The following is a 16519-nucleotide window of genomic DNA, read 5'->3' on the forward strand; positions in this document are numbered from 1 at the left end:
ATAAACGGCTAAAGGATCCTAACAACAGGATCCTTACTGTTTTCTAACCGACACAAAATTTTTTATTTCCCCTCTCCTTTTTTCATGATAGGATGTTTTTATAAATGTGTTAAAAGGAGGACGAATCGTGGATCGAGTATACAATTTTAATGCAGGACCAGCAGCTATACCAGTCGAAGTATTACAAAAAGCTCAAGGCGAGCTGTTGAATTTCAATCATACAGGCATGTCCGTCATGGAGCTGAGCCATCGGAGCCAGGCGTATGATGAGGTTCACAATAATGCCAAAAGCTTATTGAAAGAATTGCTTAATATCCCTGATTCGTATGATGTGTTATTTTTACAAGGCGGGGCAAGTCTGCAATTTGCCATGATCCCGATGAATTTTTTGAATAATGAAAATATCGCCTATTATATTTTAAGCGGAGCATGGTCTGAAAAAGCGTTAAGCGAAGCAAAAAAATTTGGTGAAACAAATGTGTTGGCATCAAGCAAAGAGTCAAATTACACACACATCCCAAAACAATTCGAGGCAAATTCGCTCCAAAATGCTGCGTATTTGCATATTACGTCAAACAACACAATTTTTGGGACGCAATGGCATGAGTTCCCAAGCACGAATGCACCGCTGATTGCGGATATGTCCAGCGATATTTTGAGCAGAGAGCTGAATATCGAACAGTTCGATCTCATTTACGCAGGGGCGCAAAAAAATCTAGGACCTTCCGGAGTCACTGTTGTCATCATTAAAAAAGATCTAATTGAAAAAGCAAATAAAAATGTACCAACTATTTTGAGCTATCAAACACATGCAAGCAAAAACTCTTTATATAACACTCCACCGACCTTTGCCATTTACATGCTTTCACTAGTGTTGGAATGGGTAAAAGAACAAGGCGGAGTAGCTGAAATTGAACGCAGAAACAAACAAAAAGCTCAAATATTATATAACGCTATAGACGAAAGCGATGGCTTTTACAAAGGACATGCAGAAAAAGAAAGCCGCTCATTCATGAACGTAACATTTACGCTGCCGTCTGATGAATTGACAAAAGCGTTTGTTCAAGAGGCAAAAGAAAATCGATTAATAGGTCTATCCGGTCATCGTTCTGTCGGTGGCTGCCGTGCATCCATTTATAATGCGGTAACGATTGAAGCATGTGAAAAGCTCGCCCAGTTTATGAAAGAATTCAGAAAAAAACATTAAAAGCCTATCCTAACTTTAACGATCATACGCTATAATAGTGGAAAGTTTATTAAAGATGAGAACAGAAGAGGAGAGTTTAGAGATGAGAACGAAAGAATTAGTCATTTTATCTTTATTTGTCGCCATCGGCGTTGCTCTTCATGCGATTGTGCCGCCCATATTTAACGGGATGAAGCCGGATATGATGCTGTTGATGATGTTTTTAGGAATTTTCTTGTTTCCTGGGATGACAAACGCCGGTCTGCTGGGCATTGCAACTGGCATATTATCCGGATTGACAACCAGTTTTCCCGGCGGACTCGTTCCGAATATTATTGATAAAATTTTGACGGCATTTTTAATATATTTTCTATTTCTAGCCTTAAAACCACTCAAACAAGCAATAGCAAGGGCGGGAATTTTAACAGTCATAGGAACATTAATTTCCGGCACAGTGTTTCTTTTAGCAGCGCTCTTACTTGTAGGTCTCCCAGGAGGCGCCGGATTTACTGCATTGTTCCTTGCGGTTGTATTGCCGGCAACAGTTATCAATACAATTGCAATGGTGATTATTTATCCCATTGTTGAAAGCATTCTTAAACGTTCTAACGTTCTATCAGAAAATAAATAAAACAGATTGACCCGATCTATGATCGGGTTTTATTATTGTATATAATAAAGAAGAAAAGCTATTAAAAGTGACGTTAATCCGCCAATCGCTAAAACTGACGCCCTCTTTTTCAGAAGATGTTTTGGAGGATATGAACTCGCAGAATTGGCTAACTTCAAATTATAAAAAGCTCCTACAAGAAACAACATGCTAATGATAAAAAATAAAAAAATAACACCCGCCATAATTTCCCTCCCTTACTTTTAGTTTATGCATCTTCAACTAAGGCTATGTTTTTATTGACGGATTTTGAAAACAAGGAACTATAGGAGTGGTAAAAATGTCAAAAGGCAAATCTTTTCTATATGGATTTTTCGTCGGCGGTGTTGTTGCCGGAGCAGCTGCACTGATTACGGCTCAAGCGAGGAACGGCAATGTTTTAAAAAAGACCAGATGCAATTTGCATAAGCTTGAAAACATATTTGGAGACTTGAAATCTGATGGGAAATCGTTAAAAAAGCAAATCGCACAATCAGCGAAAGAAGGCTTGCAAATTGCTAAAGAAGTCGCTGCAGATGTCAATCGGTCCATTCAAGCATGGCAGATGGAAATTGATCCGAATAAAAAAAATTTGGAGCTGCATGTAAAAGAGATTAAAGATAAATTAACAGAGCTAGAAGATCAAATCAAAAAAGAAAGAAACTGACGCTTCAAGTTTGCGGAAGCCTTTTACAATTAAAAATATTAAGCATGTCAAAGAATTGGCAGGGTGTCAATTCTTTTTTGCTATAATTTATAATCATGAAAAATTGTTACAGTATAGAAAATCTTGATCGTTCTCATCATTCTTCGCAAAATTTATTACCGCTTCTATGTGTACTATTTTTAGTGTTTCACTATTTATTTAAAAATTTCGTAAATTACATCTTTATAAATCTTTATTTTATTGGCATAATAGAAGATATTAAAAATGTTAGTATTATACAAAGTAGGTGGAAAAATTGAAGAGATCGCTCGACAGCTATACGATAAAAGATGCACTTCTGTTCAGCCAGCGTGTCGCTCAGCTAAGCAAAGCGCTTTGGAAATCCATTGAAAAGGATTGGCAGCGCTGGATTAAACCATATGATTTAAACATCAATGAACATCATATATTATGGATCGCCTATCATTTAAAAGGAGCCTCGATCTCAGAAATCGCAAAATTTGGGGTCATGCACGTATCGACGGCATTCAACTTTTCGAAAAAATTAGAAGAACGCGGTTATTTAAAATTTTCCAAAAAAGAAAATGATAAAAGAAATACTTACATACAATTAACAGAAAAAGGAGAGGAAGTGCTGCTTAAGCTTCTTGAAGATTATGATCCATCCAAAAACACCGTTCTGAAAGGCGCGCTTCCGCTGCAAAATCTATACGGAAAATTTCCTGAAATGATCGAAATTACAGCAATTATCCGAAACATTTACGGAGACGATTTCATGACAATTTTTGAACGCTCATTCAATAATATCGAAAATGACTTTGTCATTGAAGACGGAAAAATCAAGAAAAAGAAAGATGTGGAGGAACATTCTTATTTAAAAACTACAGTGAATCAATAGTTCGTTTTAAGTCTTTCATTAATTCAGTATACAGCCCTTGTAAATAAAGGGCATCGATCGTTTCATTGACATCCAGCTTTGGCGTCAGCTGTCCGGCAAAAAGCGTAAGGAGATTTTCAAAATATACAAATCCTTGCGCTTTTTGCTCCTTATGCTCCTTTGCTAATTCATCGCATATGCGAAAAACCTCTTCTATTTCCTCCTTCATAAGCCCTTTTTCCATCACGAGCTTGTAGAAAGGATACATTTCAATATTCATCATTTTCATAAACAAAGACATATAATATTCTAGAGTTTCCAGTCTTCTTTCTAAATCTTTCATTCCATCACATCTTTCTTCGGTTCATAATGGGGGCTGAAAACTCCCCAAAAATTTCCCATAACCCTATCTTTTTTGTCATTATTTTGATATTGTAATAGGTATGAATGGAAGGGGGGATTTCAAATGCTATTATATTTTATCATTTTTGCCGTCTTCATTCTATTTTATATAAACAAACTGACAACTGCTCTTTGTTCCATTCGTGAACTCCCTGAAGAAAAACAGTCAAACGTATTCCGCACCATTAATGTCTTAATTACCATTTTACTAATTTCATCATACATAGAAATTTCCTTTACTTAAAAGTTTTTTTACTTCATTAAAAAAGCCGGCAGAAAACCTCTTCTGCCGACTTTTTTGAAACCATTAATAGATCCAAGCAGCACCAACAATAATTAGTAAGATGAACAATACAACGATTAACGCAAAGCCTCCACCATATCCTCCGCTCATCACGACACCCCCTTTTTGTGTCTTTACGTTATCGTATGCACTGTTCTTTTTTTCGCATAGGCATTTGTCCTTCTTACTGGAATTTTCTTAACCCAAATTCGAAACGATTTTTCCATTACTTGGACAAACAGTTGCAAATCATATAGTTTCATGTCAAAATGTGAGTATATTTGTTTTAGATAGACAAAAAAAGGTAGGAGTTGTAAAGTATGAAAAAATTTGCATTAGCGGTTATCGCAACGGCCAGCTTATTCGCTTTGAATGCATGTTCAAACGGTGCAAATGATGCGGTCGTTGAAACAAAAGCCGGAGATATTACGAAGGACGAATTTTATGAAGCATTGAAAAACCGTTTTGGTAAAGATGTTTTACAAGAACTTGTGCATGAAAAAGTATTAAGCGAAAAATTTAAAGTCTCCGACAAAGAAATTGATGAAGAGCTCGAAAAAATGAAACAGCAGTACGGCTCCCAGTACGATTTAATTGCTCAGCAATACGGAGACAAGGTTTTGAGACAAATCGTGAAGGTCGACTTGCTACGTAAGAAGGCAACAGAAGCGAATATTAAAATTACAGATAAAGATTTAAAAGAATATTATGATTCATTGAAAGGAAAAGTACGCGCCAGCCACATTTTAGTGGAAGATGAAAAAACAGCGAAAGAAGTAAAAGAAAAACTTAATAAAGGCGAAAAATTTGAGGATTTGGCAAAAGAATATTCGATCGACGGATCTGCCTCCAACGGCGGAGATCTTGGATGGTTTGGCAAAGGCCAGATGGTGAAAGAATTTGAAAATGTGGCATTTAAATTAAAAGAAGGAGAAATCAGCGATCCTGTTAAAACAGAATACGGTTACCACATTATTAAAATCACTCAGACGGTAAAACCATTCGAAGAAATGAAAGACAGCCTGAAAGAAGATGTCAAAAAACAGAAAATATCTGATCCGTCATTGATGCAGGAAGCTATTGACAAAGCAATTAAAAACGCAGATGTAAAAGTAAACGACAAAGATCTAAAAGATTTGTTTGAAACCCAAAATTAACATATGACATATAGAAGAAAGGGGGACTAAAAGCAAAGCTTCGTCCCCTCTTTTTAGCATTCAAAACATGACAGCGTATATAAATGTTTTTTTATCAACCTGCACCAGCTTTGCCGGGTTGACAATGGATCTTTTTATCCGGATTAAAGCAGCTCACGTTTTGTCTGATGTCTTTTGACTGTTTGATGATGTTTTTCCGAAAATCGTCGCGCTCCCGCTGGTCGGATAGAGGAAATTGAAAGCATAGTAGAAAAGCTGACACAATTTTGTTTCTAATTTGCAGATGTCATCTTTTCTTTCGCTCGCTTTTCTTTTTCTTTTTTCATTCTTTCGATATATACATTTCCTTCCCGCTCAATAAAAATTTCTTCTATTTCTTTGTCTTTTTTAGCTGTTTTATATGCCATATATGCACTAAAAATAATTCCAACAATACATAAATATACCCACCACGGCAGAAACGTCATTCCATCTCCTCCTTGCATAGACAAGCTTTTTTATTTCATTTTATGCAAGGGGCTCTATATTATGATTCTCTATCGATGAAATGACGGTTTATAGAATGAGCGATTGTCCAGAGCGAAAATCCGTTCCGTAAATTCTCCCGGCTTGACTCGTTCAAGCGCCCGGTCCAGCATGTTCATTTTTGCATCGATATTATCAATATGATGGAGAATTTCCGCTTCCTTAACCATCGGCATTTTCGGACTTCCCCATTCCGGTTTCCCGTGATGGCTCAATACCATATGCTGCAAAATGACGACCTCTTCGCCGGAAATCCCAAGTTCCTTCGCTGCTTCTCCAATTTCGTTTACCATGATGGAAATATGCCCAAGCAAATTCCCTTCAACTGTATAAGAAGTGGAAATGGGGCCCGACAGCTCAATTACTTTGCCAAGATCATGAAGTATGACCCCGGCATATAATAAATCCTTGTCTAAACTCGGATAAAAGTCAGCAATCGCTTTGGCAAGATCAAGCATGGAAACAACATGATAGGCAAGGCCTGATACATATTCATGATGGTTTTTCGTCGCCGCCGGATATAAGAGAAAAGCGCTTTGATGCTTGTTCATCAAGAATCTTGTTATCCGTTGAATGTTTGGATTTTTCATTTCAAATATGTATTTCGTAATTTTTTCAACCATTTCTTCTTGAGATAATGGCGCTCTTTCTACAAAATCCTGTACATTTAAATTTTCATGCGGCTCTGCCAATCGGATGTTGCGGATTTTCAGTTGATTTCTTCCCCTGTAATGATGGATATCGCCAAATATTTTAACAATCTGTTGAGGCAGATAATTTTCTTCATCTTCTTTGCTCACATCCCATAGTTTTGCTTCAATTTCCCCGGAACGGTCTTGCAAAATTAACGTTAAAAAAGGTTTTCCATTGCTTGCAATACCTTTTGTTACTGATTTTATCAGCAAAAAAAGATCTACCTGCTCCCCAACATTGTAATGAATAATTCCTTTAGCCATCGTATTCTCCTTCCACTTTCCGCCTCGTAACTTATAGTATAGCATACGAACCAAATGTGCGACGGTCTGACAAATATATTTTATAAGTAAATGATTTCTTCGTCTTGAAAGTAAGATAATATATGCTGATGGCAAGTAAACAGCAGCATTTGATGATGATCCGACAGCTGTCTCATGATACTCACAATATTTTTTATGCGCAAATGATCAAAATTCACAAAGCTGTCATCGATCATTAATGGAAGATGAATTCTCTTTTGCATGCTTTCTGCCAGCGCAAACCGGATCGCCGTGTACAGTTGTTCAGCTGTTCCTTGACTCAGTTCTTCAGCCGTAAAAACAAGCCCGTCTTTCCTTTTCACTGAGAAAGAAGGCGAACCCTCCGCCAGATAAATGTTTTCGTATTCCCCAGACGTTGCTATTCGGAAAAAATATTCCATTTTATGCAACAACTTCGGCATTTTTTCATTTCGAACATAATTCGTCGTATGTTTCAGCATCTCTCTTGCCACTGCCATTGCCGCCCATTTTTTCGCAAGCTTTTTTGCTACAGAACGCTTCATTTCAAACGAATATTTCAACTCAGAATATAGACCTGATAGTTCTATTTTTCTAATCTCTATTTCTGTTTCCGCTAATTTCTTCCGGATAGAATCCTCCATTTTTTCGAGTTCTTCTTCTTTTTCCTCAAGAAATGTTTCTCGCTCTTTCAAAGCCCTCTCATTTTGATAATCGTTCATATCGCTTGATGTCAATAATCCTTTCGTTCGCAGCTGCCCTTCAATCCAGTTTAATTCGGTTTCGATTTTTTCTCTCTCTTTTTTGAGCATTCCTATTTTTCTATATTCTTCCTCGCTTGCTGCTCCGACTGACTGAAACAGCTTCTCTAATTCTCTTTCAATGCTTTGAAAGGTCAAACGAAATTTTGTTTTTTCCTCTTGAACCTCTTTTAGCTGCTTCATCAATGCCTCTTTTTGCGATCGTTTCTTTATATTTTCTTCCATTATTCTTCTCAGTTCTGAATAGCGTTTCTCAATTGAGTCGGCACGAATGTTATAATATTCACACAAAGGATCAAACTTTTTTCTAAACTGATTTAAGTTTTCTTCATACAAACGAACTTTTTCCTCTAACATTCTTTTTTCTCTTATCAGCTTTTGACAGCTTGCGATGCGTTCAAACTGCTCAAGCAATTGTGATCCTTCGGCTTCTTTCGGAAGATGAAAATGTTCATAAAACGGGAAAATTAAATGTTGCAATTGATACTTTTCATGTTCCCATTCGTCATATAACGAAAGAATCCGTTCATAAGCTTGTTCTTTACCTTTATAATTCATCTTCTCGATCTCAATTTTTTGGCGGACTTGCTGATCCTTCCATAATATTTCCTTAATATGCTTCAAACGCGACGTTCTTTCCAAGATTCGGGAATCATTTTGTTTATCAAGTTTTTTCACAAGCTGTTCATGCTCATTTTGTAAATGCTTTAACAGCTCATCATCCTGTGGACGGAAGAAAAAGAAAACAATGATGAATGGAAGAAACGCTGTTAAAAACAGCCAATTCTTATAAACAAACGAAAGAACAATGGCAAACGCAAAAACAGATAGCAAAGATACAGTGAGAATTTTCCATTTTTTTAATTTTTCCCGATTCTTTTTTTCTCTTTCATTGATTTTTGCTTTTAACTGGGCAATCTGCTCTTTTAAATAATGTTTGTCGGCCGTTTGCGCCATTTCTTGTTCTATGGCTGACTGCTCCTCTATTAATCTTTCCCTTTCAGATGGATCAAGCAGAAAAGATTCGTATTCTTTTATGCGGCGCTCACATTCTTCCAGCGAATATTGGGCACGCTCATATTGTTCATCGAGAAGCTTTTTTCTTTGAAATAATTGTTCATATTTCTTCGCAGCATCCTTTATTTTTTCCTTCATGCGAACAGATGTGTCGATTTTTTTTATAGCATTTTCATCTTGATGGCCGAAAATATAGATGAGCTCCTCATGAATCTGTCCTTCCAGCATTTGTTGTTGAACAATGAAAAGTTTTTGTTCTTCTAATTGTTTTTGGATGAGGGGAAATTGACTTTTTAATTCCTCAAATATTGTCTCGTCAGCTGGACGGCCGTCGATCTTCAAGGCTGATAAGGAATCCTCGATCCCCTTTTCTTTTTCCTGCACCCTTCCCAGCTGTTCTAAAACTTCGTCTCTTCTTGCCGAAAGCTTTTCCAGCCGAACAAACCCGTCCTCCGGGAATTGAATGCCGTCAGGAAAATCTTTTAGCAGCTGCAAGCATTCTTTCCGTCTTTCCAAAAGGGGAAGAACTGCTATTTGTTTTTCCACTTTTTTCCGTTCTGTTTTCAGCATCACCTTCTCGTTCTGGCAGTCCTTCAGCTGCTTCTCTAAGCTGTCCCTTTCTTTGATCAAAAAATTGTAAGCGCGCTGCTGTTCTTTTGCATGTTGCAGTTCTGCAAAGTCCTCCTTCAGTTCATTTAACGATCTGTTCAGCAACGGTTTTCGTCCGTTCGGTTTATACAAATCCTCCTGCTCTCTCTGCAGTTTCTCCTCTAAACGATATAACTGATCAGATCCGAATACACTTGTTAAAAATAAATATTTTCCCAGCTTCTCACGATTCAGCTCATACACTTTTTGCAGCCCGAATAAATCAAAGGAAAAAATCGCTTGATATGTTGGTCTGTCGGTTCCTTTTAAAATTTCAGCCAGCTCTTTATCCCCTCCTGTCCGTCCATCCTGGAAATAAAGAGTTACATCCCCCGCTGCGGCTCTCCCTTTTACGCGCTCCACTTTTACTGTTCCGAAATTTTCACATTCGATGATTAATGCCCCGCCGTATTTTCCGCCCGCTTTCGGTTCGAACCGTTTATCCGGATGCTGTTTAACGGGAAATCCGAACAGCATGCTATGGATAAAAGACATCAGCGTCGATTTTCCGGCTTCATTTAAACCGTAAATGACTTGTATGCCATGATCCGAAAATGAAATTTTTTTATCTGCAAATTTTCCGTAGCCATAAATATGCAGTTCTTTTATTTTCATCTTATCACCTTTTTTACGACCGCTTCCATTCTTGCTTAAACAGCTCATAATAAATCATTGTTTTCGCTTCTTTTATCAATTCTTCTTTTTCATTTTCTGTGAAAGATTGAAAGAAACGCCGAAATAAACGATTTTTATACAAAGGCTCCATCGCTTCGTCAAATTGATGAAAATGATCCAAAATTTGTTCAAAATCTTTCGAAATGTAAGAGGAGGAGAAAAAGTCGTCGCTCGGCACGATTTGATGCTGAATGGAAACAATCCAAACGAATTCGTTCTTTCCTTCTTCCTCTTCATTCAATATTTGCGCAAGCTCATCCAAATGATCCTGATCCATAAGATCCCAAAACAATGATGAAGCTCCATCTAGCATAATTGTCAAAAGAGCCGAGCCATTTCGTCTCTGCTGTTCCTTTACCGCTCGAATATGATCATATAGCTCGCCAACAGCAGCTATTTCATTTACAGAGAGCTTGATTTCATTCCAAAGTATGTCAAATACCGGCACAAATCGGTACGAGCTTTTCCCGCCTTCTGCTAATTCTACAAGATACACTCCCTTTTCTCCCGTTTCTTTTTTATGGCGGCCTTGGATATTTCCCGGATAAATAATCGGAGGGTCGGAATGATGTAAAATTTGCCGTTTATGTATATGTCCTAAAGCCCAATAATCAAAATCTTTTTCCAATAAATTTTGAATCGTAAAAGGACAATACGGCTCATGTCCTTCCGTCCCTGACGCGGTGCCGTGAAGAAGACCGATATGAAGCGGCGCTTCGTTTCTTTTTTGAAATTTATAGACAATATTTTCTGTAACCGAACGAGTCGGATAGCTGTAGCCGTAAATGTTGGCTAAAACCTTTCCGTCGCGGACAAACGGTATACATTCTACATCACGATCGGAAAAAATATGAACGTTTTCAGGCCATTGAATATGAACCCAATTACCTCCTGTATGATCATGATTTCCAAAAATAATAAAAACTTGGATGCCTTCTTCATTGAGCCGTTCAAACTGTTTCTTTAATCTCAACTGGGCTTTCAAACTGCGGTCTTCGTCATCATACAAATCTCCTGCGATCAGTATAAAATCGACTTTTTCTTTTGCCGCCAGTTCAATTACACGTTCAAATGCCGTAAAAGTACTTTCTTGAATTCTTTTAAAGATGCTTTCCGGCAAATGCTCAAGCCCTGTGAACGGACTATCTAAATGCAAATCTGCCGTATGTATAAATGTTATGCGGCGAGTCATAGTCTCCCTCTTTTCACTCGTTTCCGGAACGTACGTTTGCTTTTCCATATTATATCATTTTAAAGTGAAAAAATACATCCCGGTACCCGGGCCCCTGCCAAAAAATTTTTAAAAAAAAGCTGAAAGGATTTTTTTTCAGGAAAAAGAAATATATTTTTTAAAAAAGGAGGATGTTTGAAATGCCGACATATTTTTTAACTGCGTTTACAAACAAAGGAGAACTGCTTTTAAATGAAAAGTTTGAAGCAAATTCAGAACAAGAGGCAAAAGAAATCGGTTCAAAAATATTGAAGGAGCATCAATGTTTAAATACCGCGCATCGCTTAGTTACTTCTTCTGGCCGGCTTGTTTTATTTCATCGCTAAAACTTATCAGGATTGACAGTCCACAAAACAATGACAGGGGAAGTCTTTCACAACAAAAATACTGCGCGGCATAAGCCGCCCGCTATATTCATCCTGCTCCCAAAATTTTATGAGGCTAATTTAAAATATCTAAATAGATATGACTTTACCCGTGTGGAAAAATTGTAGTGGGCATCTAAAATCAGTTTTTTCCTAGTCCCCAGCATTTTGTGGGGGGCATTTTTCTTTCCAAAACTGACTCCCAAAAATTAGGATGATTTTGGTTCTGGAGCTTACTAAAATCCCGATCACAACAATGCTAATAATGGTCGCGACGACATCATGTTTAAGAACTAAATTTGAAAAAGTAATAGCTAAAAGACCGACTATTCCAATTATGATGAACATCTTATTATCTCCCATTTTGTTCACAGAGCCCCCTTCAATATCATCCCATTAATTTAAAGCTAACATGATGAAACAGATTTATCAGAGGCTGTCCAAGAAGTCCTAAAAATAAAAGCAAGTAGAGAATAGCTCGTATTTCTCTACTTGCTTTTGTATGTTTTGTCTGAAGTCTGCCGGCTACGTTTGTTGCAGGCTAATGGCGCAATCGCTTTTATGATTAGATTAAGTCTCGCGATCTCATCTATTAAAATTTGTTCTAAAGTGTTTTTAGGGAAATACGGAAATCGTTCTCCATTTTCGACGTTCCCAAGCTCTTGTTTTCTATCGGGCCCTCCTTTCAACACGACCCGATACGTTGTGGAGCGTAAAATTATCAATTTTCGCCATAAAGAGCGTTTAGCAATTTGATTTTTTCATTTGTATAATGTTTAAAGCCATCGTTATACGATTTCGGATCTTTCGGATTGGCGAAATGAGTGATTTCCCGGGAAACCGGGTCGATCAATTTGCTTGATGCCCCGCAGCCTAATCCGATAATCGTTTGCATTTCTTCCATGATGATTATATTGTATATACTCTCATAACCCTTCCGGGAATATCCGACATTTTCTAAATTTCCTAAAATATTTTTTTGCCGGTACAAATAATAAGGCTCATAATGATTTGCCTTTGTCCATTCAACCGCTTTATTCATCATTTTTTCTACTTCGCTTCGTTCAGCTACTTTATATTTTTCTTTGTTTTTTGTCATTTCCGATGCCCGCTTAAAGGAAAGCGTGTGGACAGTCAATGATTCAGGCATCAATTTGGCTGTCTCCTCAAGGGTGAACTCAAATTCTTTTAACCCTTCCCCCGGCAGTCCAATAATTAAATCCATGTTGATGTTGTTGATGCCCATTTCCCTAGCTAAATGAAATTTTTCAATCGTCTCCTCAACTGTATGATGTCTTCCGATTGCTTTCAATGTTTCCTGTATATATGATTGAGGATTAATGCTGATTCTGTCTATGTTCCATTTTTTTAAAACATTCAGCTTCTCTCTTGTAATTGTATCCGGCCTGCCGGCTTCTACTGTGATTTCCCGAATGCGATCAACATTTGGAAAAGATGTATACATTTCTTCATAAAGCATATCCATTTCTTCTGCCGTAATGCTTGTCGGTGTCCCTCCGCCGTAATAAACGGTCGTAATATTGATGCCTCGTTCTTTTAGCCATTCGCCGATCATTCTCATTTCATAATGCAGACCGCCGAGAAAAGAATCAACTTTTCCTTGCTTGCCGCCAATAGCATAGGCAGGAAAGGTACAATATGCACATTTTGTCGGGCAAAAAGGAATGCCGATATAAATGCTTACTTCTTTTGTCAAATTGTAAAGATCAGGAACAACAGTTAATTGTTTTTCTACAATTTGTTCCATGATGCGAATTTTTTCATTTGATACGAGCAAATCTTCTTTTAATTGTTTATAAATTTCTTCATTTTTTCTTCCTTCAAGCTTCTTTTTATGAAAAAGCTTAGTGGGTCGGACACCTGTTAAAATCCCCCATTTTTGCGTAATTCCCGTATACTGTTGAAGAGCTGTTACATAAACATTCAATACCGCCTGCTTCATTTGTTTGAATTGTTCTTTTTCATCTGTTGCGGTAAAGCTTTTTTCTAAAAAAGCTTCATACGTTTTTCCTTCTGCTTTTAGCTCGCAAGCCAACCGAAAATCACTTTGTCTGAATTCGAAATTGAATAATGCTTCGATATCATGTTCAGAAGGTTTTAAAAAAATTTCGGCTTCTTCAAAAAACAAATTAGATATTAACTGAAGAGGCCGCATAAAACGTTCATCATTTATGCCGCTGATTTGAATGCGCATGTGATCACCTTGTCGAATAGAATAAAACTCCTTATAGTGTACTAAAGGGGATTTTTTCAGTCAATACGAAAAAAACATCCTAAGAAGCGGATGTTTTTTATCTGTTTTTAATTTTATTTAAAAATTTAATTGGGTATTGTTTTCGGAAATGCTCTTTTACCATATATGAAACGCCTTGTTCATCATTCGACCTCGTGATCCAGTCTGCTGCCCGTTTTACTTCAAACGGAGCATTCCCCATCGCAACCCCCAAACCTGCCTGCTGGATCATATCCAAGTCGTCAAGGCCGTCGCCGATTGCGACCATTTCATCCAGCTTAATGCCTAAATGATTGCCAAGTACCTGCAAGCCATTCAGTTTAGATATTCCCTTTGGAACAATTTCAATTTTTCCGTCATGAATCTCGATCACATCTACATCATAAAAAGAATCAAGTATCGTTTTTTCCGCCTCTTTCAATTCCTCCTTCGTATCAAAATATACATCAATTTTTGGGGCAGCTACTGGCTCATCAATTAACGCATCAGCAAGAGATTCTACAAATTGAATTGGATAAAAAAGCGGATCTGACGAATTCAATAGCATTTTGCTTACAAGATTTGAAGAGATTTTTTTCCGGTTGCCGATCGAAAAACGCTCATGAATGATTCGAATATTACAATTAAAATATTCGAGCACTTGCACAATATTAAATGTTTTTTCTTCTGAAATTCGCTTCACATAAAGAGGTTCATCTAAACGGTTTCCGATGAACGCTCCCCCATGAGTAATTAAGTGGCTGTCTATTTTGAGCGCCTTTGCAACTTTTTTTGCCGATTGAAAATGGCGGTTCGTCACCAAAGTAATATATACATCCTTTTTTTGAACAAATTCTATCGCATCCTTCGTAGAATGCTGAAGGCGTCCATTTGAACGGAGGAGCGTTCCGTCGATATTTAAGGCAAGCAAGCGGTAGAGCATGTGTTGTCCCCCTTCTCTTGTTGTTAAATTCTATTATGAAAATATGTCCTTGTGAGACAAATTAGAACTTTTGTGTACTAAAGGAAGGGGAAACATTATGACACCGATTCATATTGAACAGAAAACATTTCATTTAGCACTAGGGCAACAGCGCCAATGACCGTCGCTTGATCTCCCAGCTTTGACAACACAATTTCTGTTTTTTTCGCTTGCTCTGTCAAAGCTCTTTGTTCAACCACTTCTTGAATCGGAGTTAAAATAAAATTCTTTGCCTTTGCTAATCCGCCCCCAATAATAATACGCTCTGGATTGAATAAATGGATAATGTTCATGATGGCAATTCCTAAATACCTGCCAGTCTCCTCTAAAATGTCTTTAGCAAGCAGGTCTCCTTCTAATGCAGCCTCATAAATCAGTTCTCCGTTCACATTTTCTATCATTCCGTTTGTCCGTTCTATTAATTTCGTTTTATACCCAAGGGATATTTTGTTTAATGTACGCTGTTTAATCCCTTCAGACCCAACAAGCGCCTCTAAACATCCTTCATTCCCACACGAACATTTCAAACCGCTGCTTTCTATAAACATATGGCCGATTTCACCCGCTAGTCCGTTCGTTCCATGAAACAGCTTCTTATTTAAAATAAAACCTGCCCCAACTCCATGACTGATCTTAATGCATACAAGATTGCTAATTCCCACCCCGCTGCCAAACCAGTTTTCGCCTATTGCCATGGCACGAACATCATTTTCAATTTTGACAGGAAGACGAAATTCTTTTTCAAGCTCTTTTTTTAACGGTACATTTCGATGCTGCAATTGGAGAGCAAAACCGCTTGAACCTTCATCTGCGTCAATCCTGCCATGAATACCGATGCCAATTCCTACAAATTTTTTTAATTCTATACAAGCTTCATCCATCATAATGTAAAGCTGTTTGGCAATCATTTGGAACAAACGTGAACTCGTCATCTCTTCTTTCATCGTGATTGTTTTATATAAAAGTGTTTGAGCGTTTAAATCCGTGATGGCAAATCGGATTTCCCTCGGGCTAATATCAATACCGAAAACATAAAAATTTGATGAGTTGATTTTCAGCAAAATGGGTTTTCTTCCCCCGCTGGAAGATCCGGTCTGCCACTCTTTTACCAATCCTTCTTCCAACAATTCATTTACAATATTTGTGACTGTCGGAGGTGTTAATTTTGTTTCTTTCGCAATGTCAGATCTTGAAATCGATCCGTGTGTCCGAATTGTATTAAGAATTAAAGATTTATTCAATGATTTCATTAATTGGAAACTGCCGACAATTTTTTCATCTTTCATGACAACCACCCCGAAATATACAGAGGCTCGTAATGTAAACCCTTACATTTTAGTATCTCAATGAATCAAGGTTTTCGCAAGTAATATTTTATTAGAAATTCCTACAGCTCGATGCTGAAAGAGGAAATGAATTAAGAGTATGAAAGGGGATTTTTCCCCTTTCATTTTTTCATAATTTATTTTTCTAAATAATGGATTTCAGAAATTTTAACAGCTGTTTTTCCTCCAGGTATGTCTAAATCAATCGAATTTCCTCTCATTTCAAGCAGCAGCTGATTACCGATGGGAGATAAAAATGAAATTTTCCCTTGGTCAGGATCAGCTTCTTCAGGAAAACAGATTGTATATGTTTCTTCATCCTCTTCTTCCAAATATACAATTTTCACTGTCGCCCCAATAAAAACTTTTGTGAAAATATCTTCATCTTCTTGATTAAAAAGCTGTTCCAATTCCCTTACATATTGCAAAAACTTTTTTTGATTATTCATATAAAATCGGCCGATTGGAGAAGTTCTGTCATTTTGTTGTTTCTGAAAAAGCGTTAATTGTTCTCGCAATGCCGTTTTTAAGCTGGATAGTGTACTATGGCTCATAAAATATG

General features: G+C 37.3%; 17 protein-coding genes. 7 read left to right on the plus strand and 10 right to left on the minus strand.

What is annotated here, in order from left to right:
- Nucleotides 1-127: 127 nt before the first annotated feature.
- The 4 genes from serC to NSS70_RS16045 all read left to right on the plus strand — a co-directional run bounded on the left by serC (nucleotide 128) and on the right by NSS70_RS16045 (nucleotide 3400).
- On the plus strand, nucleotides 128-1207 hold the full coding sequence (gene serC, locus NSS70_RS16030; RefSeq protein WP_063387315.1) for a 3-phosphoserine/phosphohydroxythreonine transaminase: 1080 nt from the start codon (nucleotides 128-130) through the stop codon (nucleotides 1205-1207).
- Nucleotides 1208-1289: 82 nt separating this feature from the next.
- On the plus strand, nucleotides 1290-1817 hold the full coding sequence (locus NSS70_RS16035) for a tryptophan transporter (RefSeq protein WP_063387314.1): 528 nt from the start codon (nucleotides 1290-1292) through the stop codon (nucleotides 1815-1817).
- 319 nt (nucleotides 1818-2136) lie between these two features.
- Nucleotides 2137-2502, plus strand: a complete 366-nt coding sequence (locus NSS70_RS16040; protein ID WP_063387312.1) for a hypothetical protein — start codon at nucleotides 2137-2139, stop codon at nucleotides 2500-2502.
- A gap of 295 nt (nucleotides 2503-2797) precedes the next feature.
- Complete coding sequence (locus tag NSS70_RS16045) at nucleotides 2798-3400, plus strand: HTH-type transcriptional regulator Hpr (protein WP_066248920.1); 603 nt, start codon at nucleotides 2798-2800, stop codon at nucleotides 3398-3400.
- On the opposite strand, the gene NSS70_RS16050 is transcribed toward NSS70_RS16045, so the two are convergent.
- Nucleotides 3384-3722 carry a DUF1878 family protein gene (locus NSS70_RS16050; protein WP_063387310.1) on the minus strand — a complete coding sequence of 113 codons (339 nt, stop codon included), beginning with the start codon at nucleotides 3720-3722 and terminating at the stop codon, nucleotides 3384-3386. The two genes, NSS70_RS16045 and NSS70_RS16050, sit on opposite strands and share 17 nt — an antisense overlap.
- 123 nt (nucleotides 3723-3845) lie before the next feature.
- Between NSS70_RS16050 and NSS70_RS16055 the strand changes: the two genes are divergently transcribed.
- Complete coding sequence (locus NSS70_RS16055; protein WP_066248923.1) at nucleotides 3846-4025, plus strand: hypothetical protein; 180 nt, start codon at nucleotides 3846-3848, stop codon at nucleotides 4023-4025.
- A 63-nt stretch (nucleotides 4026-4088) separates the two neighbouring features.
- Here the strand turns inward: NSS70_RS16055 and NSS70_RS16060 are convergent, their stop codons facing one another.
- Nucleotides 4089-4175, minus strand: coding sequence for a YjcZ family sporulation protein (locus NSS70_RS16060; RefSeq protein ID WP_063387309.1), 87 nt, complete (start codon nucleotides 4173-4175; stop codon nucleotides 4089-4091).
- Nucleotides 4176-4384: 209 nt separating this feature from the next.
- On the opposite strand from NSS70_RS16060, the gene NSS70_RS16065 reads away from it, so the two are divergent.
- On the plus strand, nucleotides 4385-5221 hold the full coding sequence (locus NSS70_RS16065) for a peptidylprolyl isomerase (protein WP_066248925.1): 837 nt from the start codon (nucleotides 4385-4387) through the stop codon (nucleotides 5219-5221).
- Between the two features lie 272 nt (nucleotides 5222-5493).
- Here the strand turns inward: NSS70_RS16065 and NSS70_RS16070 are convergent, their stop codons facing one another.
- The 4 genes from NSS70_RS16070 to NSS70_RS16085 all read right to left on the minus strand — a co-directional run bounded on the left by NSS70_RS16070 (nucleotide 5494) and on the right by NSS70_RS16085 (nucleotide 11013).
- A complete protein-coding gene (locus tag NSS70_RS16070; RefSeq protein WP_063387307.1) occupies nucleotides 5494-5688 on the minus strand; it encodes a sporulation YhaL family protein in 195 nt (64 codons plus the stop codon).
- Between the two features lie 69 nt (nucleotides 5689-5757).
- Nucleotides 5758-6702 (minus strand): 3'-5' exoribonuclease YhaM, encoded by a 945-nt coding sequence (yhaM, locus tag NSS70_RS16075; protein WP_066248928.1) that lies wholly within the window; start codon nucleotides 6700-6702, stop codon nucleotides 5758-5760.
- An 80-nt stretch (nucleotides 6703-6782) separates the two neighbouring features.
- Nucleotides 6783-9761, minus strand: coding sequence for an ATP-binding protein (locus NSS70_RS16080; RefSeq protein WP_339197151.1), 2979 nt, complete (start codon nucleotides 9759-9761; stop codon nucleotides 6783-6785).
- Nucleotides 9762-9774: 13 nt separating this feature from the next.
- A complete protein-coding gene (locus tag NSS70_RS16085; protein ID WP_339197153.1) occupies nucleotides 9775-11013 on the minus strand; it encodes a metallophosphoesterase family protein in 1239 nt (412 codons plus the stop codon).
- Nucleotides 11014-11192: 179 nt separating this feature from the next.
- On the opposite strand from NSS70_RS16085, the gene NSS70_RS16090 reads away from it, so the two are divergent.
- Nucleotides 11193-11378 (plus strand): YhzD family protein, encoded by a 186-nt coding sequence (locus NSS70_RS16090; RefSeq protein WP_339193242.1) that lies wholly within the window; start codon nucleotides 11193-11195, stop codon nucleotides 11376-11378.
- 760 nt (nucleotides 11379-12138) lie between these two features.
- Here NSS70_RS16090 and NSS70_RS16095 read toward each other — a convergent pair.
- From NSS70_RS16095 to NSS70_RS16110, 4 genes are all read right to left on the minus strand, one after another.
- Nucleotides 12139-13632 (minus strand): coproporphyrinogen III oxidase, encoded by a 1494-nt coding sequence (locus tag NSS70_RS16095; protein WP_130158840.1) that lies wholly within the window; start codon nucleotides 13630-13632, stop codon nucleotides 12139-12141.
- A 97-nt stretch (nucleotides 13633-13729) separates the two neighbouring features.
- A complete protein-coding gene (locus tag NSS70_RS16100) occupies nucleotides 13730-14593 on the minus strand; it encodes a Cof-type HAD-IIB family hydrolase (RefSeq protein WP_094244621.1) in 864 nt (287 codons plus the stop codon).
- A 95-nt stretch (nucleotides 14594-14688) separates the two neighbouring features.
- Nucleotides 14689-15918 (minus strand): ROK family transcriptional regulator, encoded by a 1230-nt coding sequence (locus NSS70_RS16105; protein WP_340881952.1) that lies wholly within the window; start codon nucleotides 15916-15918, stop codon nucleotides 14689-14691.
- Between the two features lie 176 nt (nucleotides 15919-16094).
- The gene (locus NSS70_RS16110) at nucleotides 16095-16511 is read right to left on the minus strand and encodes a GreA/GreB family elongation factor (RefSeq protein ID WP_063387297.1); all 417 of its coding nucleotides are present in this window, start codon (nucleotides 16509-16511) and stop codon (nucleotides 16095-16097) included.
- Between the last annotated feature and the right edge of the window lie 8 nt (nucleotides 16512-16519).

This window comes from Aeribacillus sp. FSL K6-2848, from assembly GCF_038004325.1.
GTDB classification, from domain to species: Bacteria; Bacillota; Bacilli; order Bacillales; family Aeribacillaceae; genus Aeribacillus; species Aeribacillus composti.